Source organism: Mycobacterium sp. NBC_00419, from assembly GCF_036023875.1.
Classification (GTDB): Bacteria; Actinomycetota; Actinomycetes; order Mycobacteriales; family Mycobacteriaceae; genus Mycobacterium.
This window is the reverse complement of record NZ_CP107931.1, coordinates 4,798,200-4,823,816: the sequence shown is the minus strand read 5'-3', so window position 1 is coordinate 4,823,816 and position 25,617 is coordinate 4,798,200. Positions and strand designations below refer to the sequence as shown.

The 25,617-nt window shown below is 68.1% G+C and carries 25 protein-coding genes; 9 read left to right on the top strand and 16 right to left on the bottom strand.

What is annotated here, in order from left to right; all coding sequences use genetic code 11:
* The first annotated feature begins 69 nt into the window (after positions 1–69).
* Complete coding sequence (locus OG976_RS23070; RefSeq protein WP_328363910.1) at positions 70–1,404, top strand: purine-cytosine permease family protein; 1,335 nt, start codon at positions 70–72, stop codon at positions 1,402–1,404.
* On the opposite strand, the gene OG976_RS23065 is transcribed toward OG976_RS23070, so the two are convergent.
* From OG976_RS23065 to mqo, 8 genes are all read right to left on the bottom strand, one after another.
* A complete protein-coding gene (locus OG976_RS23065; RefSeq protein WP_328354182.1) occupies positions 1,401–2,894 on the bottom strand; it encodes an MFS transporter in 1,494 nt (497 codons plus the stop codon). The genes OG976_RS23070 and OG976_RS23065 overlap by 4 nt on opposite strands.
* A gap of 178 nt (positions 2,895–3,072) precedes the next feature.
* Entirely contained in the window at positions 3,073–4,650 is a 1,578-nt protein-coding gene (locus OG976_RS23060) for an MFS transporter (RefSeq protein WP_328354179.1), read from the bottom strand.
* Between the two features lie 33 nt (positions 4,651–4,683).
* A complete protein-coding gene (cobA, locus tag OG976_RS23055) occupies positions 4,684–5,892 on the bottom strand; it encodes a uroporphyrinogen-III C-methyltransferase (RefSeq protein ID WP_328354176.1) in 1,209 nt (402 codons plus the stop codon).
* The gene (locus OG976_RS23050) at positions 5,889–7,265 is read right to left on the bottom strand and encodes a cobyrinate a,c-diamide synthase (protein WP_328354174.1); all 1,377 of its coding nucleotides are present in this window, start codon (positions 7,263–7,265) and stop codon (positions 5,889–5,891) included. The genes cobA and OG976_RS23050 overlap by 4 nt, the downstream gene beginning before the upstream one ends.
* Positions 7,259–7,873, bottom strand: coding sequence for a cob(I)yrinic acid a,c-diamide adenosyltransferase (gene cobO / locus OG976_RS23045; protein WP_328354171.1), 615 nt, complete (start codon positions 7,871–7,873; stop codon positions 7,259–7,261). The genes OG976_RS23050 and cobO overlap by 7 nt, the downstream gene beginning before the upstream one ends.
* 19 nt (positions 7,874–7,892) lie before the next feature.
* The gene (locus OG976_RS23040) at positions 7,893–9,728 is read right to left on the bottom strand and encodes a VWA domain-containing protein (RefSeq protein ID WP_328354169.1); all 1,836 of its coding nucleotides are present in this window, start codon (positions 9,726–9,728) and stop codon (positions 7,893–7,895) included.
* The gene (locus OG976_RS23035) at positions 9,725–10,180 is read right to left on the bottom strand and encodes a GNAT family N-acetyltransferase (protein ID WP_328354167.1); all 456 of its coding nucleotides are present in this window, start codon (positions 10,178–10,180) and stop codon (positions 9,725–9,727) included. Before OG976_RS23035 ends, OG976_RS23040 begins: the two co-directional genes overlap by 4 nt.
* Positions 10,177–11,691 carry a malate dehydrogenase (quinone) gene (mqo, locus tag OG976_RS23030; RefSeq protein WP_442930560.1) on the bottom strand — a complete coding sequence of 505 codons (1,515 nt, stop codon included), beginning with the start codon at positions 11,689–11,691 and terminating at the stop codon, positions 10,177–10,179. The genes OG976_RS23035 and mqo overlap by 4 nt, the downstream gene beginning before the upstream one ends.
* A 156-nt stretch (positions 11,692–11,847) precedes the next feature.
* Here mqo and OG976_RS23025 point away from each other — a divergent pair, with 156 nt between their 5' ends.
* Positions 11,848–12,876: an alpha/beta hydrolase gene (locus OG976_RS23025; protein ID WP_328354163.1), complete on the top strand. Its 1,029-nt coding sequence runs from the start codon at positions 11,848–11,850 to the stop codon at positions 12,874–12,876.
* 8 nt (positions 12,877–12,884) lie between these two features.
* Entirely contained in the window at positions 12,885–14,294 is a 1,410-nt protein-coding gene (mtr, locus tag OG976_RS23020) for a mycothione reductase (protein ID WP_328354161.1), read from the top strand.
* Between the two features lie 30 nt (positions 14,295–14,324).
* On the opposite strand, the gene OG976_RS23015 is transcribed toward mtr, so the two are convergent.
* The 5 genes from OG976_RS23015 to OG976_RS22995 form a co-directional block, all read right to left on the bottom strand.
* Positions 14,325–15,077 (bottom strand): energy-coupling factor ABC transporter ATP-binding protein, encoded by a 753-nt coding sequence (locus OG976_RS23015; RefSeq protein WP_328354159.1) that lies wholly within the window; start codon positions 15,075–15,077, stop codon positions 14,325–14,327.
* Positions 15,062–15,838 carry a cobalt ECF transporter T component CbiQ gene (cbiQ, locus tag OG976_RS23010; protein ID WP_328354157.1) on the bottom strand — a complete coding sequence of 259 codons (777 nt, stop codon included), beginning with the start codon at positions 15,836–15,838 and terminating at the stop codon, positions 15,062–15,064. Before cbiQ ends, OG976_RS23015 begins: the two co-directional genes overlap by 16 nt.
* 5 nt (positions 15,839–15,843) lie before the next feature.
* Positions 15,844–16,185 (bottom strand): PDGLE domain-containing protein, encoded by a 342-nt coding sequence (locus OG976_RS23005; RefSeq protein ID WP_328354156.1) that lies wholly within the window; start codon positions 16,183–16,185, stop codon positions 15,844–15,846.
* Positions 16,182–16,868 carry an energy-coupling factor ABC transporter permease gene (locus tag OG976_RS23000; protein WP_328363907.1) on the bottom strand — a complete coding sequence of 229 codons (687 nt, stop codon included), beginning with the start codon at positions 16,866–16,868 and terminating at the stop codon, positions 16,182–16,184. The genes OG976_RS23005 and OG976_RS23000 overlap by 4 nt, the downstream gene beginning before the upstream one ends.
* Positions 16,869–16,986: 118 nt before the next feature.
* Positions 16,987–17,319, bottom strand: a complete 333-nt coding sequence (locus OG976_RS22995; RefSeq protein WP_328354155.1) for an ArsR/SmtB family transcription factor — start codon at positions 17,317–17,319, stop codon at positions 16,987–16,989.
* Positions 17,320–17,396: 77 nt separating this feature from the next.
* Between OG976_RS22995 and OG976_RS22990 the strand changes: the two genes are divergently transcribed.
* The gene (locus OG976_RS22990; protein WP_328354153.1) at positions 17,397–18,113 is read left to right on the top strand and encodes a zf-HC2 domain-containing protein; all 717 of its coding nucleotides are present in this window, start codon (positions 17,397–17,399) and stop codon (positions 18,111–18,113) included.
* A 95-nt stretch (positions 18,114–18,208) separates the two neighbouring features.
* On the opposite strand, the gene OG976_RS22985 is transcribed toward OG976_RS22990, so the two are convergent.
* Positions 18,209–18,868, bottom strand: coding sequence for a DUF5134 domain-containing protein (locus tag OG976_RS22985; protein ID WP_328354151.1), 660 nt, complete (start codon positions 18,866–18,868; stop codon positions 18,209–18,211).
* A gap of 110 nt (positions 18,869–18,978) precedes the next feature.
* Here OG976_RS22985 and OG976_RS22980 point away from each other — a divergent pair, with 110 nt between their 5' ends.
* On the top strand, positions 18,979–20,922 hold the full coding sequence (locus OG976_RS22980) for a cytochrome c oxidase assembly protein (protein ID WP_328354148.1): 1,944 nt from the start codon (positions 18,979–18,981) through the stop codon (positions 20,920–20,922).
* On the opposite strand, the gene OG976_RS22975 is transcribed toward OG976_RS22980, so the two are convergent.
* Complete coding sequence (locus OG976_RS22975; protein ID WP_328354145.1) at positions 20,880–21,146, bottom strand: WhiB family transcriptional regulator; 267 nt, start codon at positions 21,144–21,146, stop codon at positions 20,880–20,882. The genes OG976_RS22980 and OG976_RS22975 overlap by 43 nt on opposite strands.
* Positions 21,147–21,734: 588 nt before the next feature.
* Between OG976_RS22975 and OG976_RS22970 the strand changes: the two genes are divergently transcribed.
* Positions 21,735–22,808 carry a hypothetical protein gene (locus OG976_RS22970; protein WP_328354142.1) on the top strand — a complete coding sequence of 358 codons (1,074 nt, stop codon included), beginning with the start codon at positions 21,735–21,737 and terminating at the stop codon, positions 22,806–22,808.
* A 437-nt stretch (positions 22,809–23,245) separates the two neighbouring features.
* Here the strand turns inward: OG976_RS22970 and OG976_RS22965 are convergent, their stop codons facing one another.
* A complete protein-coding gene (locus OG976_RS22965; protein WP_328354139.1) occupies positions 23,246–23,440 on the bottom strand; it encodes a hypothetical protein in 195 nt (64 codons plus the stop codon).
* 607 nt (positions 23,441–24,047) lie between these two features.
* On the opposite strand from OG976_RS22965, the gene OG976_RS22960 reads away from it, so the two are divergent.
* The 3 genes from OG976_RS22960 (at position 24,048) to OG976_RS22950 (ending at position 25,546) form a co-directional block, all read left to right on the top strand.
* Complete coding sequence (locus OG976_RS22960; RefSeq protein WP_328354136.1) at positions 24,048–24,803, top strand: hypothetical protein; 756 nt, start codon at positions 24,048–24,050, stop codon at positions 24,801–24,803.
* A 102-nt stretch (positions 24,804–24,905) separates the two neighbouring features.
* Entirely contained in the window at positions 24,906–25,151 is a 246-nt protein-coding gene (locus OG976_RS22955) for a hypothetical protein (protein WP_328354133.1), read from the top strand.
* On the top strand, positions 25,148–25,546 hold the full coding sequence (locus tag OG976_RS22950; protein WP_328354130.1) for a VOC family protein: 399 nt from the start codon (positions 25,148–25,150) through the stop codon (positions 25,544–25,546). The genes OG976_RS22955 and OG976_RS22950 overlap by 4 nt, the downstream gene beginning before the upstream one ends.
* Positions 25,547–25,617 lie beyond the last annotated feature (71 nt).

Sequence of the window (25,617 nt, the reverse complement as noted above, 5' to 3'; positions counted from 1 at the left end):
GGTGATCAGGTGACAGCTGAATCATCGTCGGTCGGTTCTGCCCTGGCGGGCCAAAGCTACTCCGGCCGGATGCCCACCCACGCCGGCGACATGGCCGTCGAGACGCATGGCATCGCACCGGTGCCCACCGGCAACCGGTACGGCAACCCGCGCCGGCTGTTCACGGTGTGGTTCGCCCCCCAGGTCAACATGACGGTGGTGTTCACCGGCACGCTGGCCGTGGTGCTGGGGCTGGGTTTCTGGCTCGGCCTGCTGGCCATGGTGATCGGCACGGTGGTCGGCTGCCTGGCGGTCGGCTATCTGTCCACCTGGGGCCCGCGGACCGGGACGGCGCAACTTCCCAACGCCCGCATGGCTTTTGGCGGCACCGTATCGGTGGTGGCGGTCATCCAGTGGTTGTCGTCGATCGCCTGGGACGGGCTGGTCGGACTCTTCGGCGGTGAGGCGCTGGCCGAGCTGCTCGGCATTCCGTTCTGGCTGGCGGTGGTGATCGTGCTGGCGGCCCAGGGTGTGGTGGGCGTGTTCGGCTACGAGGTCATCCACCGTGTGCAGGCGGTGATGACGGTCGTGCTCATCGTCACCTTCGCGGTATTCGCCTGGAAGCTGATCGACGGTCACCAGGTGATCTCACTGCCCACCCTGTCCGGCGCCGACCTGGGCGGCGCCTTCGTCCTCGAAGTCACCATCGCACTGAGCCTGGCGATCTCGTGGGCGAGCTACGCCTCGGATTACAGCCGCTACCTGCCGGTGGACACCTCACGCAGGGCGGTGTTCGGCTACACCTTCGCCGGGCTGGCGGTGGCCTACATCGCGGTGCAAGCCATCGGGGTGGCCGCGGCGGGAACGCTGACCGACCAGACCGCCGCCGGTGTCCGCGAGATCATGGGCGGCGGCGTGCTGGGCGCGCTGGCCCTGCTGGTGATCGCGCTGGGCTCGGTGGCCTCGAATGCGATGAACGACTACAGCGGCTCGCTGGCGTTGCAGACCGTCGGAGTGCGGGTGCGCAGGCCGGTGTCTGCGGTCGTCGTCGTGGTGATCGCGTTCGCGTTGATCATGTGGCTTCATTCCGGTGACATGGCGGCCCGCTTCCAGGGTGTGCTGCTGTTCGTCAGCTACTGGATTCCGGCGTTCGTCGCGATTGTGGCGATCGACTGGCGTTACCGCGCCGCCGGCCGCGACGCGGTCAACCCGGCCGAGGAGACCACCGACCGCACCGCCGGTGTGGTGGCCCTGGTGAGCTTCTTCGCGGCGTTCGCCGCGGCGGTGCCGTTCATGCACACCAACCTGATCGTCGGACCGGTGGCCACCGCGCTGCACGGTGCAGATCTGGCCTACTTCGTGAATTTCCTTGTGGCAGCAGCTGTTTACGGCGGCTACCGCCGGTGGCGGGCGCGTCGGGTCTAGAGTTCGCCGGCCTCGACGGCTTCGCGGGTGTGCTGGGCGGTCGCGATGTCGCGGGTCGTGAATCCGATGCCGAGCGCAGCCACTCCCACCAGTACCGCGATGCCGGCCACCCACAGCAGCGAGTAGGTGTAGCCGTAGCCGAGCGCGTCAAGCTGGGCGGGCGTCATGTACTTGACCGGGCCCGTCGTCCCGCCGAGATACAGCGTGCGCGAGGTCTGCACCGCCTGGACGACCACCAGCACCAGCGGCCCGCCCAGATTGAACACCATCAGGGTGATCGAGGACACCGGGCCGACCTCACGCGGGCCCACATTGGCCAGGGTGCACAGCGGCAGGATCACCGAGATGATGCCGATACCCAGGCCGCCGACCGTGATCGGGACGAACAGGTCCGGGAAGTACGGAATCGCCCGATTCAACGTGGAGCCGTAGAGCATGGCAGCCAACACCAGCAGGCCGCCGCCCAGGATCACCCAGCGCGGCGCCACCCGCAGCGCCAGCCGGGTGGCCGCGACGTTGCCCGCCACGAAGGCCGCCGCGAACGGCATGAAACACACCCCGGCGCGCAGCGGTGAATAGCCCAGTACGTCCTGCACCAACAGGCCCATCATCACGCTGAGCGTCAGCATCACCCCGCCGGCGAGGAAGTAGGCGACGAACGAGGCCACCCTGCTGCGGCTGTCGAACACCGAGAACGGCACCAGCGGGTTGTCGGCGCTGCGCTCGACGACCAGGAATGCCACGAAGAATGTCGCGGCGGCCACACCGGCACCGATCACCCATGGGTCAACCCAGCCGCGCGGCGGGCCCTGGGTGAACACCAGCACCGCTGCGCTGCACGCCAGGGTCGCCAGCACCGCGCCGGTGATGTCGAGCTTGAGCCGTTCGTGGCGGGTTTCCTCCAGCCGGGTCAGCCCGATCCCGATGATCAGCAGGCCGATCGGCACATTCACCAGGAAAGCCAGCCGCCACGACACCACGGTCAGCGCCCCGCCGAGCACCAGGCCGAGCACCGATCCAAGGCCCTGCATGGCCGCCGAGACCGCCATTGCCTGAGTGCGGGCACGCCCGACGGCGTAGGTGGTGGCGATGAGCGCCAGTCCGGTCGGTGCGGCCACAGCGGCGCCCATGCCCTGCACGGCGCGCGCCACGATCAGCGTCCACTGTTCAGTGGCCAGCCCGCAGGCCAGCGAGGCGATGGTGAACACCCCGACGCCGGAGAGGAAGGCCCGTTTGTGGCCGATCGCGTCGCCGACCCGGCCGCCGAGTAGCAGCAGCCCGCCGAAGGCCAGCACGTAAGCGGTGATCACCCAGCTCTTGCTGGCGTCGGACAGTCCGAGTTCGGCCTGCATCCGGGGCAGGGCGACGATCACGATCGTGCCGTCCAATGTGGACATCAGCTGCATGCCGGTGATGGCAACGATGGCCACACCGAGGATGCGGGTGGCCAGCGGTCTGGCGACGGGCTGGGGACCGCTCGCGCCAGACATGGGTAGCTACCCTACCCAGGCCCCAGCCGGGCCCGACTTCGGCGCGCTTCTACAACCGAGCTTTACAGCTCTCGCTGCCCGATGTCGAGCTCTACAGCTCTCGCTGCCCGATGTCGAGCTCTACAGCTCTCGCTGCCCGATGTCGAGCTCTACAGCTCTCGCTGCCCGATGTCGAGCTCTACAGCTCTCCGGCGTCGATCGCTTCCTTGACTTCCTGCGCGTGAGCCACCTGCTCAGAGGTGTAGCCGATGAACAGCGCGACCGCGCCCACGATGACCGCCACCGCGGCGACCCACAGCAATCCGTAGGTGTAGCCCTGGTCGAGGGCGTGCAACTGCGCGGGGTTCATGTTCTTGACCGGGCCGGTGGTACCGCCCAGGTAGAGCGTGCGGGAGGTGATGACGGCCTGGATGATGGCCAGCACCACCGGACCGCCCAGGTTCTGCAGCATCAGCGCGATCGCCGACACCGGGCCGATCTGGTCGAAGCCGACGCCGGCAATGGCCGACACGGTCAGCGGCACGACGATCATGCCGATGCCCATGCCGCCGACGGTGATCGGGATGACGAGGTTCGGGAAGTACGGGATGCCCCCGTTGAGGGTGGAGCCGTAGAGCATCGCCGCCAGCACCAGCACACCGCCGGCGATCACCAGCACCCGCGGCGGGAATTTCGACACCAGCTGCGACGAGACGCCCAGACCGATACCGAGGGCGATGACGAAGGGGATGAAGCCGATACCGGCCTTCAGCGCGCTGTAGCCCATGATGTCCTGCACGTACAGGCCGATCAGCACCGTCAGGGTGAACATCACGCCGCCGGCCAGGAACACCGCCGCGAACGTCGACAGCCGGTTGCGGTCACGGAACAGCTCGAAGGGCACCACCGGGTTGACGGCGCGGCGCTCGACGAAGTAGAAGGCGATGAAGGCCAGCACCGCGGCGATCGCCGAGACCAGGCTGACCGGCGTCAGCCAGCCGTTCTCGGGTGCCTGGGCGAAGCCGAACACGGCCGCGGTACAGCCGATGGTGGCCAGCAGGGCGCCCGCGGCGTCGAGCTTCATCCGCTCGCGCTGGGTCTCCCGCAGGGTGGTGCGCGCCAGGTAGATCATCACCAGGCCGATCGGCACGTTCACCAGGAAGGCCAGCCGCCAGGACACCTCGACCAGCGCGCCGCCGACCACCAGGCCCATCACCGAGCCGATGCCGGTCATCGCGGCGAAGATCGCGGTGGCGGCGTTGCGGGCCGGCCCCTTCGGGAACGTGGTGGCGATCAGCGCCAGGCCGGTCGGCGAGGCGATGGCCGCGCCCACACCCTGCAGCAAACGCGCAACGACCAAGGTGGCCTCGTCCCAGGCGATGCCGCACAGGATCGAGGCGATGGTGAACAGGGCGACGCCGACGATGAAGGTGCGCTTGCGCCCGATCGTGTCGCCGAGGCGACCGCCGAGCAGCATCAGACCACCGAACGTCAGCACGTAGGCGGTGATGACCCAGCTGCGACCGGCGTCGGAGAGGCTGAGTTCGTCCTGGATCTTCGGCAACGCCACAATCGCCACGGTGCTGTCCATGGTGGCCAGCAGCTGCATACCGCCGATGGCGATGACAGCGGCGACGAAGCGCCGCGACGGCAGCCAGTCCGGGTAGAACTTGCTGGTCTTGGTCAGAGCCTTGGGCTCGAGGCGCATCGGGAGGGCGCGCTCTGAACTGTCGGCGTGGCGATTCATCGCTCGCTCCGCATCGTTGAGAGCCGTCATGAATGGCTACCCTACAGTAATTTTAAGAGAACTTTAAGTGGCGAAGGCCGCCACCGGACCGATTACGACGATCGCCGGCGGCCTAATGCCGTCGGTGCGAATTCGCATCGGCGCATCTCCGAGAGTAGTCGTCAGAATCCGTTCCGCGGCCGTAGTTCCGTGCTGAACCACAAGTACCGGCGTTTCCGCTGGTCTGCCGCCTGAGATCAGAGCGTCGGCAAACAATTCGATACGTTCGACGGCCATCAGCAGAACTAACGTCCCCGACAATTGGGCCAGTGCATTCCAATTCACTAACGATTCCGGGTGATCGGGTGCCAAATGCCCGCTGACCACCACGAACTCGTGATTGACACCGCGATGAGTGACCGGAACTCCGGCCAGCGCCGGAACGGCTATGGCACTGGTCACACCGGGCACGACTGTGACCGGAATCCCAGCTTCGGCGCAGGCGAGAACCTCCTCGTAGCCGCGCGCGAACACGAACGGATCGCCGCCCTTGAGCCGGACCACGAACTGTCCGGCCCGGGCCCGGTCGACCAGAACTGCGTTGATGGCGTCCTGCGCCATCGCCCGCCCGTAGGGGATCTTGGCGGCGTCGATGACCTCGACGTCGGCACCGAGTTCGGCCAGCAGTTCCGGGGGCGCCAAGCGGTCGGCGACGACGACGTCGGCGCGGGCCAGCAGCCGCCGGCCCCGCACCGTGATCAGTTCGGGGTCCCCGGGGCCGCCACCGACGAGCGCGACACCGCCGCGCATGCCCTCGGAGGTGTCCGGGTTGATGACGCCCTGCTGGAACGCCTCGCGGATGGCCGACCGGATGGCCGCGGACCGGCGGTGCTCCCCGCCGGCGAGCACGCCGACCAGCAGGCCGTCGTGGTCGAAGGAGGCGGGCGTGACCGCGGTGCCCTCGCGGGCCGCGTCAGCACGCACGCAGAAGATCTGTCTGCTCTCGGCCTCGGCGACGATCGCGGCGTTGACCGCCGGGTCGTCGGTGGCCGCGATGGCATACCAGGCGCCGTCGAGGTCGCCGTCGCGATAATCGCGCAACTGCAGCGTGATGCCGGGCTTCTGTTCGGCCAGCGCCTCCACGGCCGGGGTGGCGGCCCGGGCGATGACGTGCACGTCGGCGCCGGCCCCGATCAGCACCGGCACCCGCCGCTGCGCGACAGTTCCCCCGCCGACCACGACGACCTTCTTACCGGTCAGCCGCAGTCCGACGAGGTAGGCGTTCTCGGTCACCCGGCGAGCTTAGTGACTGAGGCCGCGGTGCTGACAAACCGCGCGACCGATGCGGGGGCGGCGGCGGCATGGGTGTGCAGATACGACGCGTGCACCCCGCCCAGGATCGCGCCGTCGCGAACCGGCTGCCCGTCGGTGCCCCGGAACACCCACGCGGGTTCGTAGTCATCGGTGAATTCGACTGCGGTGCGGTGGAATTCGTGGCCGACGACGCGCCGGCCCGCCTCACAGAGCGACGAGTCGGCGACCGCCACGGCGTCGCGGTAGCCGAGGGTCAGCCGCGGGGTGAACCGGGCGGTGCCGCTGAGCACACCGCACATAGCGTGCCCGTCCAGTTCGGTCATCAGGTAGGCCAGTCCCCCGCACTCGGCCTGAACCGGCGCGTGCGCGGCCAGGGTGCGGATCTGGGCGCGCAGGTCGGTGTTCGCCGCCAGTTCGGGCAGGTACTGCTCGGGGAACCCGCCCGGCAGCACCAGCGCCGCGGTCCCGGCAGGCAGGCGCTCGCACAGCGGGTCGAACTCGACGACCTGCGCACCGGCGGCGGCCAGGAGTTCGGTGTGCTCGGTGTAGCCGAAGCTGAACGCCCGGCCCGCGGCCATCGCCACCACCGGGTCTCCCGCCAGGGGCTCTCCGATGGCGTCACGGGGCGACCACGCCGGGGACTGCACCGCGGACCCGGCGAGCGCGGCGACCGCGGCCAGGTCCACGTGGCGGGCGATAAGGCTCGTCATCGCCGCGACCGCCGAACGGGCCGCCTCACCGTGCTCCACGGCGGTGACCAAACCCAGGTGACGCGAGGGCACCGACAACTCGTCGTGGCGCGGGATCGCGCCGAGCACCGGGACACCGGCGGCGTCGCAGGACTGGCGCAGCACCTGTTCGTGGCGTGGCGATCCGACCCGGTTGAGGATCACCCCGCCGATCCGCACACCGCGATGGAACGTCGAAAAGCCATGCACCACAGCGCCGATACTCTGACTCTGCCCGCGGGCGTCGACCACCAGAACCACCGGGGCGCCGAGCAGTTCGGCGACGGCCGCGGTGGATCCGCGCGCCGGGGTCACCGCCTGCTCGTCGATGCGACCGTCGAAAAGGCCCATGACGCCTTCGATCACGGCGATGTCGGAGCCCTGGGAGCCATGCCGGTACAGCGGGCCGATCAGTTCCTCACCGACGAGGACGGGGTCCAGGTTGCGTCCCGGGCTGCCGGCCGCCAGCGCGTGATAGCCGGGGTCGATGAAGTCGGGGCCGACCTTGAACGGCGCCACCCGGTGCCCGGCTGCCCGCAGTGCACCGATCAAACCCGTTGCGACGGTGGTCTTTCCGCTTCCCGAGGAGGGGGCGCCGATGATGACGCCGGGTACGCTCACCATTCGATTCCGCGCTGGCCCTTGCGGCCGGCGTCCATCGGGTGTTTGACCTTGCTCATCTCGGTCACCAGGTCGGCGGCGTCGAGCAGCGGGCCGGGAGCGTCGCGTCCCGTGATGACGACGTGCTGGCCGCCGGGCCTGGTGCGCAGCACCTCGACCACCTCGTCGACGTCGACCCACCCCCACTTCAGCGGGTAGGTGAACTCGTCGAGAACGTAGAAGTCGTGGCGCTGTTCACGCAGGCGGGTCGCGATCTCGGTCCAGCCTTCGGCGGCCGCAGCGGCGTGATCGTCGTCCGAGCCGCCCTTGCGGGTCCACGACCAGCCCGACCCCATCTTGTGCCACTCCACGGCACCGCCGAGGCCGTGCTCGGCGTTGAGTTGGCCCAGCGCGGCGAACGCCGACTCCTCGCCCACCTTCCACTTGGCGCTCTTGACGAACTGGAACACAGCCACGCTCATCCCGGCGTTCCACGCCCGCAACGCCATTCCGAATGCGGCGGTGGACTTTCCCTTGCCGGGACCGGTGTGCACCGCAAGCACCGGGGTGTTGCGCCGGGCCCGGGTGGTCAGGCCGTCATCGGGCACCACGAGCGGTTGACCCTGTGGCATCTGCGATCCCCTTCCCGGCTCAGGCGACGCGGCGCACAGCTTGCGCCAAATAGTCTGCGCGCAACTGCTCCAGGCGCAGCATCGGGGCCGCCAACTGCTCGGCCAGCTCGACTGCCAGACCCAGCCGTACATACGAGGTCTCGCAGTCCACCACCACCGCGGCCGCACCCTCGGCCACCAGAAGCGCTGCGGCGCTGCGGGTACGGCCGAGTGGATCCGGGCCACCGGTGGCGCGCCCGTCGGTCAGCACTACCACCAGCGGGCGACGCGTGCGGTCGCGGACCCGCTCTCGCAGCACCACGTCACGCGCGGCCAGCAGTCCCTTGGCCAGCGGCGTGGTGCCGCCGGTGTCGAACCGGGTCAGCCGCCGAGACGCGATGTGTGCCGAGGTCGTCGGGGGCAGCACCAGGCGGGCGTCGTCACCGCGGAAGGTGATGACCGCGACCTTGTCGCGGCGTTGGTAGGCATCGCGCAGTAGCGACAGGGCCGCGCCGGTGACGGCCGACATCCGGTCGCGCGCGGCCATCGAACCCGACGCATCGACGACGAAGATGACCAGATTGCCTTCCCGGCCGATCCGAACCGCGCGGCGGATGTCGTCGGGAGCCGGGCGGCGCCGGCCCTGTCCGGCCGCGGTGAGCACCGTCGCGAACAGGTGCAGGCCGTGACCGGACTCCGGCTGGTCGGTGGCGCTGATCACCGCCCCCGAACGGTTGCGGGCCTGCGACCGCCGCCCGGGGGTGCCCTCCCCTACGCCGGGCACCCGCAGCGCGCGGGTCCGAAACGTCGCCGCCGGCGGCGCCGACTGCCGGGTGGTCGATGACGACGGGTTTTGTTGCGGCACAGTCTGTCCCGAATTCCCGTCGGCGCTCTGGCCGCCGCCGGGTGGGTCGGGTTCGGGGTCGGGTTCCGGGTCGGTTTCGGTTCCGCCGTCGGCGGTGGCGGCCAGCGCCTCGTCGAGCTGGGCCGGGTCCAGACCGGGGTCGTCGAACGGGTCGCGGCGGCGCCGGTGCGGCAACGCCAGCTCGGCCGCCACCCGGATGTCCTCTTCGGCGACGGCGTCCGCGCCACGCCAGGCCGCGTGGGCGATCGCGGTGCGGGCCACCACCAGGTCGGCGCGCATGCCGTCGACGTCGAATGCCGCGCACAGTGCCGCAATCCGATTCACTTCGGCGTCGGGCAGGACTACTTCGTCGACCCGGGCGCGCGCGGCGGCGATCCGCGCCGCCAGGTCGCGATCCTGTTGCGCGTAGCGGGCGGCGAACCCGGCCGGGTCGGCCTCGTAGGCCAGCCGCTGGCGGATCACCTCGCTGCGCACTGCGACGTCGCGGGAGGCGTGCACGTCGACGGTCAGGCCGAACCGGTCGAGCAACTGCGGACGCAGTTCTCCCTCTTCGGGATTCATCGTGCCGATCAGGACGAAGCGCGACTCGTGCGAGTGCGATACTCCGTCGCGTTCGATGTGCACACGACCCATCGCGGCGGCGTCGAGCATGATGTCGACGAGGTGGTCGTGCAGCAGGTTGACCTCGTCGACGTAGAGCACGCCGCCGTGCGCGCGGGCCAGCAGGCCCGGCGAGAACGCGTGCTCGCCGTCGCGCAGCACCTTCTGCAGATCCAGCGAGCCGACCACCCGGTCCTCGGTGGCGCCGATGGGTAACTCCACCAGCCGCGAGCCCGCGTCCACCTCGGCCAGCACCGCCGCCAGGGCGCGCACCGCCGTCGACTTCGCGGTGCCCTTCTCGCCGCGGATCAGCACACCGCCGATCTCGGGTCGCACCGCGCACAACACCAGAGCCAGCCGCAGCCGGTCGTGACCGACGATGGCGCTCAGCGGGTAGCCGGCGGTACTCACGACGGGCTGTTCTTGAGCATCGGGACGTGCGGGATGCCGTCCTCGACGAACTCGTCGCCGTCGACGACGAAGCCGTGCCGGGCATACATCCCGGCGAGGTAGGTCTGGGCGTTGATCCGGCACGGGTGATCGCCGACATCGGCCAGTGCGGCCTGCATCAACCGGGTGGTGTGGCCCTGACCGCGCGCCGATCGACGGGTACACACCCGACCGATGCGGAAGGCCTTCTCCCCGGCGGAGTGCTCCTCCATCAACCGCAGCGTGGAGATCACCGCGCCGTCGGGCTGCTCCAGCCAGAAGTGGCGGGTCTCGGCGAGCAGGTCACGGCCGTCGAGTTCGGGGTACGGGCAGGCCTGCTCTACGACGAACACCTCGACGCGAAGCTTGAGCAGCTCGTAGAGAGTGGCCGCGTCAAGGTCCTTGGCCCAGGAGCGGCGCAGTGCGACCGTCACACCACCCCTGCCGGCTCCGGGTCACCGGTGGCCGGGGTGGAATCAGCGCCGACGGCTTCGGCGGCGCGGGCGGCGTCGGCTCCGCTGCCCAGGCCGAGCACCTTGTTGCCGTGCGCCCAGACCTCGGCGAACAGCTCCGGATTCTCCGACAGCTTGACGCCGAGTGACGGCACCATCTCCTTGAGCTTGGGCTGCCAGGACTGATAGCGGTCGGCGAAGCAGCGCTGCATCACGTCGAGCATGGCCGGCACCGCGGTCGACGCGCCGGGTGAGGCGCCCAGCAGGCCGGCGATGGAACCGTCGGCGGCGGCAAGCACGGTGGTGCCGAACTCGAGGACACCCAGCTTCTTCTTGTCACGGCGGATGACCTGCACCCGCTGGCCGGCGATGTCGATCTCCCAGTCCTGGCTCTGTGCCGTCGGGGCGAACTTCCGCAGGGTGTCGACGCGGTCCGCAGGAGATTGGAGCAGCTCGCCGATCAGGTACTGCAGCAGCGGCAGCTCGGTGAGCCCGACGCCGATCATCGAGGCGAGGTTGTTCGGCTTGACCGACAACGGCAGGTCGGTGACGTTGCCGGCCTTGAGGAACTTCGGCGACCATCCGGCGAACGGGCCGAACAGCAGCCAGTCCTTGCCGTTGATCACCCGCGTGTCCAAGTGCGGCATCGACATCGGCGGGGCGCCCAGCGGCGGCAGGCCGTACACCTTGGCGTGGTGGGCGCCGGTGAGGTTCGGGTTGTTGGTGCGCAGCCATTCCCCGCTGACCGGGAAGCCGCCGAAGCCCTTGGCCTCTTTCATGCCCGACTTCTGCAGCAGCGGCAGCGCGCCGCCGCCGGCGCCGACGAAGACGAACTTGGCCGACAGCTTGCGCTTCTCACCGGTGCGGCCGTTGACAATCTTGACCGTCCAGCTGCCGTCGGACTCCTGGCGCAGGTTGCGCACCTCGTGGCCGAACAGTGTGGTCATTCCGCGCTCGGCGCCGTACCCGAGCAGTTGGCGCGACAGGGAGCCGAAGTCGACGTCGGTGCCGTCCTGGCTCCAGTTCAGCCCGACCGGGTCGCTGAAGTCACGACCTTCGGCCATCAGCGGCAGCCGGCGGGCGAACTCGTCGGCGCCCTCGATGAATTCCATGCCGGCGAACAGCGGGTTGCGCACCAGGGTGTCGCGACGCCGGCGCAGATAATCGACGTTCGCGGCGCCCTGCACGAAGCTGACATGCGGGATGGGGTTCAGGAAGCTGCGGACGTCGGGCAGGATGCCGTGTTCGTGGGCGTACGCCCAGAACTGGCGGGTGACCTGGAACTGTTCGTTGACGTTCACCGCCTTGGCAATCTCGATGGTCCCGTCGGCGGCCTCGGGGGTGTAGTTGAGCTCACAGAGCGCCGAGTGCCCGGTGCCGGCGTTGTTCCACGGATCACTGCTCTCAGCGGCCGCGGCGTCCAGGCGCTCCACCAGAGTGATCGACCAATCCGGCTCGACCATCCGCAGCAGCGCGCCCAGGGTGGCGCTCATGATCCCGGCGCCGATCAGCACGACATCAGTTTTGGTGGTTTCAGGCACCAGTTCGTCCTTTACTCGTGACGGCTGTACTACTTGCCAGGTTATCCCGAGCCACCCGGAACTATTCGGTCGAGTCGCCAGCACCACACCGCCGCTAAGGTAAGCCCTGTGACGGCAGCGCACGCCGAATGGTCCGACGACGACCTGCTGGGCTTCCAGCAGACCACCCTGGCCCTGGGCCCCGACCCCGATGGCGAGGGCGACCTGTTCGCCACCCTGGTGCGCCGCGGCGGTGAGGCGCAACCGGCCGCCCACACCGTGCTCGCGGTGCACGGGTTCACCGATTACTTCTTCAACACCGAGCTCGCGCACCACTTCACTTCCCGTGGCTTCCGCTTCTACGCCCTCGATCAGCACAAGTGCGGGCGGTCGTGGCGGTCCGGCCAAACCCCGCACTTCACCACCGACCTGGCGCGCTACGACCGCGAACTGGAACGCGCGGCCGCGATCATCCTCGCCGAGAATCCGGGCACCCGGATTCTGGTCTACGGGCATTCGGCAGGCGGGCTCATTGTGTCGCTGTGGCTGGATCGGGTGCGCAGGCGCAAAGCGACGGCGACGCTCGGGATCGGCGGGCTGGTACTCAACAGCCCGTGGCTCGATCTGCACGGACCGGCCATCCTGCGCACCCGGCTGACGTCGACGGCCATCGGTGCCCTGTCCCGGGTGCGGAAGACCTCGGTGGTGCGCGGTACCAGCAAGGGTGGTGGCTACGGGCTGACCCTGCACCGCGAGTACCACGGCGAGTTCGACTACAACCTGCAGTGGAAACCGCTGGGCGGATTCCCGGTGACGCTCGGCTGGATTCATGCGATCCGGCGCGGACACGCCACGCTGCACCGCGGCCTGGACGTCGGGGTGCCCAATCTGATCCTGCGCTCCGATCACAGTGTGCGCGAAACGATCGTGCCCGACACGATGCAGCGCGGTGACGCGGTACTCGACGTCAGCCAGATCGCCCGCTGGGCAGGGTGTATCGGAAACCGGACATCGGTGGTGCCGGTCGTCGACGCCAAACATGACGTGTTCCTGTCGTTGGCGCAGCCGCGCACAGCGGCCTACCGTGAGCTGGCCGGCTGGCTGGACTTCTATCTCGAGCACTGTGCCGAGACCGCATCGGCGCCGGGCCGGGATTAGGGGACGTTGTGGAGCACTTCGACATCGCGATCATCGGAACCGGTTCGGGCAACTCGGTTCTCGACGAGCGCTACGACACCAAGAAGGTCGCGATCTGCGAGCAGGGCGTGTTCGGTGGCACCTGCCTGAACGTCGGCTGCATCCCGACGAAGATGTTCGTCTACGCCGCCGAGGTGGCGGCGACGGTGCGCGACGCCGCGCGCTACGGGGTGGACGCCCACATCGAACGGGTGCGCTGGAGCGACATCGTCTCGCGGGTGTTCGGGCGCATCGATCCGCTGGCGATGGGCGGCGAGCACTACCGGCGCTCGCTGCCCAATGTGACCGTCTACGACTCGCATACGACCTTCGACGGGCGCGGCGACAACGGCTACCGGCTGCGTACCGCCAACGGCGAGCAGTTCACCGCCGAGCAGGTGGTGATCGCGGCCGGCGCCCGGGCGATGGTTCCCGACGCGATCGCCGGCTGCGGGGTCGAGTTCCACACCAGCGACACGATCATGCGGATGGCCGAACTGCCCGAGCACCTGGTCATCATCGGCGGCGGGTTCGTGGCCGCCGAGTTCGCCCACGTGTTCTCCTCATTGGGCTCGCGCGTGACGCTGGTGATCCGCGGCAGCGCGCTGCTGTCGCACTGCGACGACACCGTCTGCGAACGGTTCACTGACATCGCGGGCAAGAAGTGGGAGATCCGCAGTCACCGCAACATGATCGGGGCGCACCAGGACGGTTCGCAGACCGTCGTCGAACTCGACGACGGATCCACCGTGCGGGCCGACGCGGTGCTGGTGGCCACCGGCCGCATACCCAACGGCGACCTGCTCAACCTCGAGTCGGTGGGCGTGGACCTCGAAGACGGCCGGGTGGTGGTCGATGAGTACCAGAGGACAACGGCGCGAGGCATTTTCGCTCTCGGCGACGTGAGTTCGCCGTATCAGCTCAAGCACGTCGCCAACCACGAGGCCAGGGTGGTCAAGAACAACCTGCTCGCCGACTGGGATGACACCGAGACGCTGATGCCCTCGGATCATCGCTTCGTGCCGTCGGCGGTGTTCACTGATCCGCAGATCGCCTGCGTGGGATTGAGCGAGAACGAGGCGCGTGCAGCCGGATACGACATCAGGGTCAAGATCCAGGACTACGGCGACGTGGCCTACGGCTGGGCGATGGAAGACACCACGGGTTTCGCGAAGGTGATCGTGGAGGCGGGCACGGGCACGATCCTGGGCGCGCACATCATGGGCCATCAGGCGTCGTCGTTGATCCAGCCGCTGATTCAGGCGATGAGCTTCGGGCTGGCCGGCCAGGACATGGCCCGCGGGCAGTACTGGATTCACCCGGCGCTGCCCGAGCTGATCGAGAACGCGCTGCTGGCCCTCTGTGGTGAGCGGCCGTGGCCGCCGGCCCGGCGGCACTGACGCTTTCTCCCGCGAGAAGTAGAGTCCGGCTCAGCGCGCCGGAACCACGAAGCCCCAGGGCAGTTCCAGCCGGTGCGCGGCCAGTAGCTCACTGTCGGAGAGCACCGCGGTGACGGTGTCGTCGGCGACCACCACCCCGTCATCCAGGACGATCGCTCGGTCGCACAACTGCGCGGCATAGGGCAGGTCGTGGGTGACGATGAGCATGGTCGCGGGCAACGTGGCCAGGGTTTCGGCGAGTTCGCGGCGTGCCACCGGATCGAGGTTGGCCGACGGTTCGTCGAGCACCAGGATCTCCGGTTCACACGCCAGCACCGTGGCCAGTGCCGCACGCCTGCGCTGGCCCACCGACAGGTGCGCCGGGCTGCGGTCGGCATGCTCGGACATCGACACGATCTCCAGCGCGGTGTGCACACGGGCGGCCAGTTCCTCGCCGGTCACCCCGAAGTTCGCCGGACCGAATGCCACGTCCTGGGCGACGGTCGGCATGAACAACTGGTCGTCGGGGTCCTGGAACACCAGGCCGACCCGGCGTCGGATATCGCGAAGACTCTTGCGGTCCAACAGGGTTCCGCCGATCTCAACGGTGCCCGACGTCGCGGTCAGCACGCCGTTGAGGTGCAGCATGAGGGTGGTCTTGCCCGCCCCGTTGGGTCCGAGGACGGCCACCCGCTCGCCGGGGGCGATGCTCACGTCGACGCCGTCGAGGGCGATCCGGCCGTCCGGGTAGCGATAGCGCAGGGCGTCGACGCGGATGGCGGGCGGGCTCACCGGAGTAGCCATGCGGCCCCCGCCACGGCGACCGCTGCCGCCGCGGGCATCAGCGCGCCCAGCCACTGCGCGGCCGACGCCTGCGGCCGCGCGCCAACGATCGCCAGTTCGGGGACCCGGCCGTCGAACCCGCGCGAGGTCATGGCCAGGTAGACCCGCTCCCCGCGTTCGTAGGACCGCAGGAACAGGGCGCCAACACCTTTGGCGATCGCACCCGCCTGATGCAGGGCACGCGGCGAGTCGCCGCGGGAGATCCGGGCCATCCGCATCCGGCCGATCTCGGCCGACAGCAGGTCGATGTAGCGGATCATCAGCACGAGCATAGAGGTGATCAGGCCTGGCACCCCGAGCCTGCTCAGCGCCAGCGGAAGCTCACGTGCCGAGGTCGTGGCCGCCACCGTCAGCGAACCGGCCACACCCAGCGTTCCTTTGACCACGATGCCCCACGCCGCCCACAGACCGGTCACCGACAGCTGCATGCCCGCGAACTCCACGCGCTCGCCGCCCTCGGCGAACGGCAGTAGCACGGCCAGAACGACGAACGGCGCCTCGATCAGCATCCGCGGCAGGATCCAGCGCAGTGGGATCCGCGCCACCTGCCACACCACGAGGACGATGCCGGCGTAGCACGCGAACGGCCAGATCATCTCCCGCGGAGTGGCCACCACCGCCAGGACGAACACCACCAGGGCCGCGATCTTGACCTCGGCGGGTGCGTGGTGCACCACGGAGTGCCCATCGCGGTACAGCGGATGGGAATGCCCGGCTCCCACGGGGTTCAGTTCCCGGAGCGTCGGCTGCGGGCGAGCAGCCAGAACGCCCCGCCGGCCAGCGCCAGCACGGCGAAAGCTCCGATGATTCCGGCCAGTCCGACGCTTCCGGAATGCCCGAAGACGGTGTAGTCGGCCAGCGGGGACACCGACATCGGGTGCTCGGTGGCGTGCTGGGCGATGCAGTTGCCGGTCAGCTGCTCACCATGCGGGGCGTCGACGACCTGGCAGCCCTGCAGCGTCGCCGAATCCAGTCCGTCGGGGCTGGAGCTGGCGAAGTAGGACACCACTCCCGCGATCACCACGATGGCCGCGAGGAACCCGGCCCAGAACCGCCAGTGCTGCCTCATGCCGGCACCGGCGTCTCGGTGCGACTGCGCCGAAGGAGATACACCAGGTCGGGCCGCGACCGGGCCACCGCCATGACCGTGACCGCGGTGATCACCCCTTCACCGATTCCGATCAGGACGTGGGTGCCGAGCATGTAGGTCGCCACCGTGGTCAGCGAGGTGGGCGCCGCTCCCCCGATCGCGTACTCGATGACGAAACCCATTGATGCGCACACCGTTCCGACCACAGCGGACACGAAAGCGACGACACCGAGTGCCGGCACCGAGCGCTCCTTGCCCTGGCGTCGAACCACCGCGAACAGAACGACCGCGGTCGAGTAGCCGGCGGCCACCCCGATCAGGGCCATGTTGGTGATGTTCATCCCGAGCGCCGTCACGCCCCCGTCGGCGAACAGCAGCGACTGGACGATCAGCACGATGGCGATACACAGCACACCGGTGGACGGGCCGACGAGGATCGCGGCCAGCGCACCACCGAGAAGGTGCCCGCTGACACCGGGCAGGATCGGGAAGTTGATCATCTGCACGGCGAAGATGAACGCCGCAACCAGACCCGCCAACGGAACCGCGCGCTCGTCGAGTTCGGCCCGGGCCCGCCAGGCGCAGAAGCCCACGGCGGCGATCGCGAGGGCTCCGAACATCACCGAGGTGGGAGCGTTCACCAGGCCATCGCTCATATGCATGGCCGTGATCTGGACGCTCACGCGTGCCTCCTCGCCGAAACGGGCGCCCTGCTGGCGGCCGCATTCCAACCTAGTGCGGGCAGCCGTCATCTGTCTACATGTTCAGATGAACTATTGGTTACTCACTGTGCGCGGCGCCGATCCAGTGCAGCAGATCGTGCACGGTGTGATCTTCGAGACGGTAGCTGACCAACCGGCCGACCCGCGTCGAGGTCACCCATCCCTGCTGGCGCAGCACCCGAAGTGCTTGCGAGACAGCGTTTTCCGACCTGCCCAGCGCCGACGCGAGATCGCCGACGCAGATTCCGGGGGCGCGGTGCAGGCAGAGCAGGATTTCCAGTCGGTGCGGGTCGCTGAGCAGGTCGAAGCGCTGCGTCCAGCCGTTGATGTCCACGTCGGCCAGCGCAGAGGAGGCACGTTCGACCGTCACCTCGTCGCCTGGCCCGTCCATGACTAGGAATCTAGTCGAGCAGTAGGCCAATCCCGATCAGCTGGAACAATCCGGCCCCGGTGCGCGACTATTGACTCGTGGACTGCGATGTCGCCCGCGAGGCGCTATCAGCTCGGATCGACGGAGAACGGGAGCCTGTCCCGGCACCCCGCGTCGACGAGCACCTCGGCACGTGTGACACGTGCCGCGAGTGGTACTCGCGCGCCGTCGATCAGACCCAACTGCTGCGCCGCCTGGCGGGCCGGTCGCAGGTGCAGGCTGTCGCCGCACCCGCCGAGCCCGCGCGGCGCACGTTGGCACCGGCCTGGGCCGCGGGGGGGCAGCGCTGGGCGCTGGGGGCAATCGGTGTCGCCCAACTGGTGCTGGCCATCGCGCAGGGCTTCGGCGCCAACGTCGGGACCTCGGCCGGTCACCACGCCATGATGGCCGGGCATCTCCTCAACGAGTCGACCGCATGGTCGGCAGCGCTGGGCGTGGTGATGATCGTCGCCGCGGTGCGCCCGGGCGCCGCCGCCGGGCTGGCCGGTGTGCTCACAGTGTTCACCGTGACCCTGGCCGGCTACGTCGTCAGCGACGCGATGACCGGTGCGGTCACCCTCGACCGGATTCTGAGTCACCTCCCCGTCCTGCTCGGCACGGTTGCGGCACTGCTGGTCTGGCGCGCCGACCGCACGCCGGGGCCCGACGGCCGCTCCGACGCCGCCGCGGCGACCGACGGCCTGGTGCTGCCCGACAATGCCGCGCGCGGACGCCGGCGCGGTCACCTCTACCCCACCGACGGCTCCGCGGCCTGACGGCGAACGCCCGCGGAATGCCGACAGTAACCTCACGGCGGAAAATCGGGCCTTCGGCCGCCGTGGCGTTACTGTCGGCGATCGGGTCGCAACGCCTACAGCATCACCGCGAACATCACCGCCATACCGATCGCCATCATCGCCTGGCTGAGCAGACCCAGTTGGTGCACCGCGTCGCCGGATGACCGGGACTGGCGCGCGGCGAGATACCGGTACAGCCACACCACCGCCGCAACAGCGAAGCCGATGGTGCACACCCAGTTCAGCGTGGCGATCCAGGCCGGATACCCGCCGCCCGCGGGCGCCGGGTCCCCCATCGGCATGTCCGGCATATCCATTCCCGGCATGTTCATATGACCCGAGTGGTGACCGCCCGAGCCGGCGGCATCCGTGGACCCCGACGGCTCGCCGGGCAGAATGCGCCCGTTCATCGCCGCGTACATCCACGCCATCGCCAGCATCATCAGCGCGTGGTAGCCGGTCACCAACCGATGGCCGGCCCCCGCCGCACTTGCCGCGATGGCGGCGAACCACACCGTGGCGAGCAGAAAGAACAGCATCGGCGGGACCGTCGGCAGGGCGGCGCCACGCGGCCAGGCCATCACAGCCATGGCCACCGCCATGATCGCGTGCAGCGAGTAGCTGACGACGCTGGGCCAGCGGCGATGCCCGGTGGCGATAGCGAAACCGCACTCCGCGGCGCTGAGCACGAACAGCAGCGTGACGACCCAGCGCACCGTCAGATCCTGGATCATCGGCCATCATCTTTCGATCTCGGGAACATGTCTGCATTGGTCGACCGGCGGCGCCCCGTAGTTCCCACCGCACGGGATTCACTACGACGAAGAGTCGTAGACTAGCGGCGATGGAGTCGAGCCGCACGGGCACCCGACCCGCCGGACGATGGACCCTGGTCGGCGGATACCTCGCCATGGCCGCAGCCCTGATCGGCTACGCCGCGGCGTCCGGCAACGCCCGCTTCCTGATAACCGGGGACTCCTTCCCCGGACTGCTGACCAGCGCCGCCGAGATCGTCGGCAGCTTCACCGCCATGCTGGCCGGCGCGATCTGCCTTGGTGCGCTGGTCTTCGTCGTCGTCACGGCGTGCCCCGATGAACGCGGGGTGCTCGACGCGTCCTCATTCCGCGTGCATCTGCTCGCCGAACGGGTTGCACCGCTGTGGGCGGCTACCGCGGGGGTCATGGTGGTGGTCCAGGCGGCCAATGATTCCGGCGTGTCGGTTTCCCGCCTGGTCAGCGGCGGCGGCATCGGTTCGGCAGTGGGCGCCTCGGAGATGGCCCGCGGCTGGGTGGCGGTGGCCGTGTTCGCCGCCGTCGTCGCCGTCGCGCTGCGTCTGACGGTGCGCTGGGTCTGGCACGTGGCGTTGCTGATCCCGAGCCTGATCGCGGTGCTCGCCGTCGCGGTGACCGGGAACGCCGGGCAGGGACCCGACCATGACTATTCGACGAGCGCCGTCATCGTGTTCTCCCTCGCGCTGGCCGTGCTGGCCGGGACGAAGATCAGCGCGGCCGTGGCACCGCCGGAGGCTGCGCTGCGGCACCGAGTCCTGCTGGTCGAGGTCATCGCCGCTGCCGTGGCGCTCGGTTACGGCGGGCTGCTGCTGTACCTGCTGACCGACCCAGGCTCGCTCGCCGGCACGGACTACGGGCGGCTGGGACTGCTGGCGGGCGCGGTGCTGCTGGTGACCGTGCTGCTCGACATCGCCCGGCTGCGGACCCGCACGGCCGAAACACCCAGTCCCGCCGGTGCGGTGGCGATGATCGTCGCGCTCGCGGCGGTCTCGGCGATGGCGACCCAGACCGCACCGCGGCTGCTGGCCCACAAGTTCACCGCGTGGGACGTCTTCCTCGGGTACGAACTCCCCCAGCCGCCGAATGTGGTTCGGCTGCTGACGGTCTGGCGTTTCGATGTGCTACTCGGGGTCGCCGCGGTGGTGCTGGCCGCGCTCTACGTCGTCGGGGTGGTCCGGCTGCGCCGCCGCGGCGACGCCTGGCCGCCGGGCCGGCTGGTGGCCTGGCTGCTCGGTTGCCTGGCGCTGCTGCTGGCCACCAGTTCGGGTGTGCGGGCCTACGGCTCGGCCATGTTCAGCGTCCACATGTCCGAGCACATGGCACTGAACATGTTCATCCCGGTGTTCCTGGTGCTGGGCGCCCCGATCACCCTGGCGTTGCGGACGCTGCCCGCCGCGGCGGCCGGCCAACCGCCGGGGCCGCGGGAATGGCTGATGTGGCTGGTGCATTCACCGGTGTCGCGGTTCCTGTCGCATCCGGCGACGGCGTTCGTCCTGTTCGTCGGATCGCTCTACGCGGTGTACTTCACGCCGCTGTTCGACACGCTGGTGCGCTACCACTGGGGTCATGAGTTCATGACCGTGCACTTCCTGATCACCGGCTACCTGTTCTTCTGGGGCATCATCGGCATCGATCCCGGCCCGCGCCGGCTGCCCTTCATCGGCCGGCTCGCCATGTTGTTCGCGGTGATGCCGTTCCACGCCTTCTTCGGCATCGCCACCATGACCATGACGTCGGTCATCGGGGACAGCTTCTACAGCAAGCTGGATCTGCCGTGGCTGTCCAGCCTGCTCGACGACCAGCACCTCGGCGGCGCAATCGCCTGGGGCTCAAGCGAACTGCCGGTGATCGTGGTGGTCATCGCCCTGGTGGTGCAGTGGGCCCGCCAGGACCGCAAGCTCGCTACGCGTACCGACCGGCACGCCGACGCGAACTACGGCGACGACCTCGACGCCTACAACGCGATGCTGCGGGAACTGTCCAATACCCGGCGCTGAGGCCGCTGAGGCAGTAGCAATTGCTGGCGCTCGGATGCCGACAGACCGCCCCAGATTCCGTACGGCTCACCGGTGGCCAGGGCATGCCTTCGGCACTCCACCATGACCGGGCAGCGCTGACAGAGGGTCTTGGCGGCCCGTTCTCGGCCGATGCGCGCGGTGTGGGTCTCGCCGTCCGCGCCGAAGAAGACCGACGAGTCGGCTGCGTGATCGAACGTACGCATGAAGCGACCAAAGGCGGGCAACCTGTACTGGAAGGGCCGAGGATGGGCGGTCCCCCGAGGGGCGGGCACCATCCACAACGGCTTGGGATTGACGCATGGTGCGACCCGGCTTATAGAAATGGGCACCGCGTTCAGGCACCAGAAAGTGTCCTGCCGTCCGTCCGATGTCGCTCGGTACGGGCCGGCCCTATTGGCGCCTCTCAGCGTTCCGCCCTCTGGTGGTCCATCATATGCAGAGATCGAATATGAAGCGTTACCAGAAGAAGCCGAAGTCTTCTCAAGTAATCTGTGCTACAACGTTTTTCGGCTGCCCGGCTCCAATGGATCTGGTGGATATCTCATCAAACCTGGCGGTCGTCGGATCTTGCCGGGCCTCTGAATTATCTGGCGGCCGAGTTTGAACAGCATCAGTCCCGATCTCCTTCTCGGACATGGCGGCAGTGACTTGCCAGCGGGGGCGCCCCTGCATAGCCGTCGCGCCTTCTAGGCACGAGTGATCGTCAGGACGTCACCCACCCTGCGGCGTGGACGGTAGGCCGCGGCGGCGGGGGAGCATGACTTGTCGGTGGCCAGCCGCACACTGTTCCGATGTCGAGCAAGCGCAGGAGCACCAAGGCGCCACCAACACCGCGCACCGCTGTGCGGTTCAAGTTCGGTCCTGACGTCAGGCCACACACGATCGCCGAGTTCAAGCGCACCCGTGGGCTACCGAGAATCCCTGGTCTGCATCAGACCCCCGGACTCATAGCAGAGCGCGTCCGCTCCTTCACGCAGACGGTGAACGATGTCGTGCCGCCCGGTACGACGGTGTCCGTGTGGCCCGCGATCGACATGGCCGTCACTCTTGCGCACGTCGCGCCGGAGCAGTTCGGGCCGGCGGCGGGGGCCGCTTACACCGTCGACCGCGGCGCGAACATCGCTGTGGCAAAGACCATCACGCGCGCCGACGGGAGCGGCTTCGACATCGTCGTGGACGGCAACCTATTCATCAGCGCGCAAGCGGACAGCGATGAACAGGTCGGGTACAGGTCCGCTACGCTCGCACACCTCGCGGCGCACGAGCCGCAACACATCGTCCAGACTCTCGCTGCACTGGACACCGGGGATCTGGCTGAGGCCGCCCGAGGCGAATCCCCCGCGGTGAACGACCTCCTGCTGCCGTTCGCCGAGGCGATCAACGAGTACCAGTGCGATCTTGCCGCCAACCGCATCATCGTCGAGCCCTTCCCACATGACGACCAGTCTCTGTCCGACGACCTACATGCGTTCCGGGCGGCGCTCTCGGCATCCGTTCGCTTGAACGACACGGACCGGCACCTGGCGTGCAGGACCGTCCTGACCGCCGCGAAGGAACTGGTCAAGAGCGTCGGATATGCTGCCGCCTACCGCTTCCACGACGGTGCCGATCGGTCGGCCCCGGACCCATTGCCCGAGCAGTGGGACCGCTATCTGGAGGGGCTCTGGGCGGACCTGCTGGACATGTTCGCCACAATTCCCGCCGCCGGTGAGGCCACCGACATAGCCGCGTTGGCGCAAACCGTCTATGCGATGACCGAACGAGCGCTTCGGTGGCTTGAGGAGATTGGGGTCAGGTACGAGGTGGAGGTGCGGGGGGACGAGTGGCTAAGGTCGTGCTGGTGGAGCGTCGCCGAGCCGATCTGACGACTCTGCGCCGCGCTGAGCCAGAGGCGGTTGAGCGGATGTCCACCGGGTGTCGGCGGCCCACCCTAAGCTGCGCTTATGGCGCGGAACCGCAACCAACGTCGCAAGCCAAAGGTTACTGCTCCAGCCAAACCTCGACTGGCGCACGAACGGTTCGCCCCGAGCGCCCCACAGACTCTCCGAGAAATCTGCCTCGGAGTGGGACCGCATCGTCTGCGGTTTGCGGGCCTAGATTTTCTGAAGCCTGAGGATCTCCGCCCGAGCACAAGACCAGCTACGGCCGGTGGCGTGGGTAGCCAGTTGCGCACGCAGCTGCCCCACTGGTGGACTTGCCAACGGCCGGACGTTGCGGAACCGGGGCTTGGCCGGCGAGTCGACGCACCCCCGTAGATGGCCTCGCTGGGGGTGGCGCCGACCTCGCTCGGCCCGCTGCAGGGTTACGCGATTATGCGGTGCAGCGCGGCCGCCACGGTGCAGGCGGTGACGATCGCGGTGACGATGCCCGCCGAGAGGTAGCCGACTCCCCCGGCGGCGCTAGCAAGCAGTGCGATCACCACCCAGCGCAGGGGCAGGCGTTCGGCCGGCAGATGGTTGCGGTCCCGAGAAGGCCGCAGAGACGGTACCTTCGACATTGTGTTGTTCCTCCAGTTCGCGCTTACGGGATGACGCACCGCGGCCTTCGGGGATTGGAGCCCCGAAGGCCGCTTCGTTGGCTTACATTTCTCAACCCGCGAGCTGATGTTCTGCAGGCCGCTGACGTGCGCCTATGACTGTTGTACGCGGTTTTCGAGCGGCCCGTGCTACCGTGTGCCCAACGGCTTAACCCGCCAGAAAGAAAGTGTCCACGTCAGCGAACCGTGTTTTTAGGAGGGTTAAGGCGTTGCGGGTAGCGCGGTGAACTAAGTCCGAAACGTGAGGTAAATCACTATCGCGATACAGGTTGGGCTGCAGCCTTTCTTTGAAATGAGCATTTCCCGGCCTCCGAACGCCCGCGAACGAGCCGTTCTGACTGCTCGGCTCAAGCGGCTCAGGAAAATGGAGCAATCCGTGGCCGACGCTGGCCAGCGGCTCCAGGAGCTCCTGGCCAGCCGGACTACCCCGCCCGGAGACATTCGGATTCGGCACCGCTTCGTGCGTCTCGATGACCCGGACCCTGCGGCAGAGACGACCACACGCAACGCCACCAGGCGGGAACAAAGGCCGCCGAGCACTCGACTAATGTCACCGCGGGGACGGGCGTTGCCGTTCCTCCTGATCTCGTTGTTCGAGGCACAAATGCGTTTGGGCCCAGGGCAAGTCGCCACCCCCAACCTGTTGGCGCTCAAGTCCGACGACAACAATGCGCCAGCATGGTCCGACTACATCGCCACCGATGCCCAACCGTCGCTGGAGGGCAGGGTCTTCGTCAGTGTGCCCACCAAGAAGGCCCGCCAGATTCAATCTGGCCTGCTCCGGCTGCACGCGCAGAATCTCATCCACTTGCCGCCAGCCAAGGGCCACAAGCGGAACTATGAGGACTTCATGCTGATGCGGGAAGACGCCCGCTTGATCGGGGACAACAGCGAGTATCGAGTGCCCGAGCATGAGGCCGAGTACTTCACCGTGCCCACAACGCTGTTTACCAACGGCTGGATTCAGGTTCTTGAAGACAGTGAGCTGGCCCTGCTGCTCATCGCCGCCCGCATGCGCTGCAAGCATGGCGATACTCCAGTGCCGCTGCCAGCCGGACCCCGCAAGCTGAACTACGGCCTTAGCCGCGACTCGTACGAGGCCTCCCATCGCATGCTGGATTATCTGGACATCCTTGATGTCATCTCCGATTGGCGGCGCTCTGGAGACGGAAAAGTAGACGGCTTCAACGACCACGGCGCCAAACCCCACGAGCTGCGTTTTCACCCCGAGACCCTCAGCAAGCCAGCCCACCAGAGCATCGTCGAGACCATCACCGCACAACTTGCCCGGCCGGAGATGACCAAACACGCCAGGATGAACTAGGGAACCATCACCCGGAGCCCCATCGATTTCGTTCGGACAGTGGGCCCCGGGACTGCCAGACAATTCGGCGGCATGTCAGTACTCGCGTCTACCGTTGCTGGGATGCAGGATTCAGCGATCGATAACAACGCCGCAGACGTGGCTTTACGCAGTTTGTTGGCCGACATTGCGGAACGTACCCGTAACCCCGGCAAGCGGCAGTTCGTTCTGCACTACCTACGGACGATGAATCCGTTGGCCGAACGGTCCGAATCGGAACTCGACGTACTCAGTCGAATCTGTGACCACGGCGTCAGCCTCGCCCGGATGAATCGCGAACTCAGTGTCATTATCAGCAGCCCACGGTGACGAATGTTGCTGCGCCGTTGCAGATTCCACCCAATCATCTCCCTTCCCTGCTTGAACTGACCGTGTTCGTCAGCAACGTTGACGAGTCCTCACAGTTCTACCGCGCCTTGGGATTTCGGCTGTTCGAGGTCGATGCGCCTGGCTATCCGCAGATGGTTGACGGATCGTTGGGCATTAACACTGGGTTTCAGATTGTCTCTGCGGGCTCCAGGTCCCCAACCCACATCCAATTGGGCTTCTATGTGGCCGACCTCGCCGTTGTGGCCAACGCTTTGCAACGCCTCAGCATCCCGTATCAACTACCCATGCCTCGTCGACTCACCACCGAGGACCCAGACGGAAACCACCTGCACCTGACCGAGTTGGCCCGAGACGATCGAACAAGTCCTGCCTAATCACGGTGAGCGAAGCGCGCCGCACTCCCGGTCGCGCGCTGAGGCCACTGCCATCTGCCCGGGAATTCCAA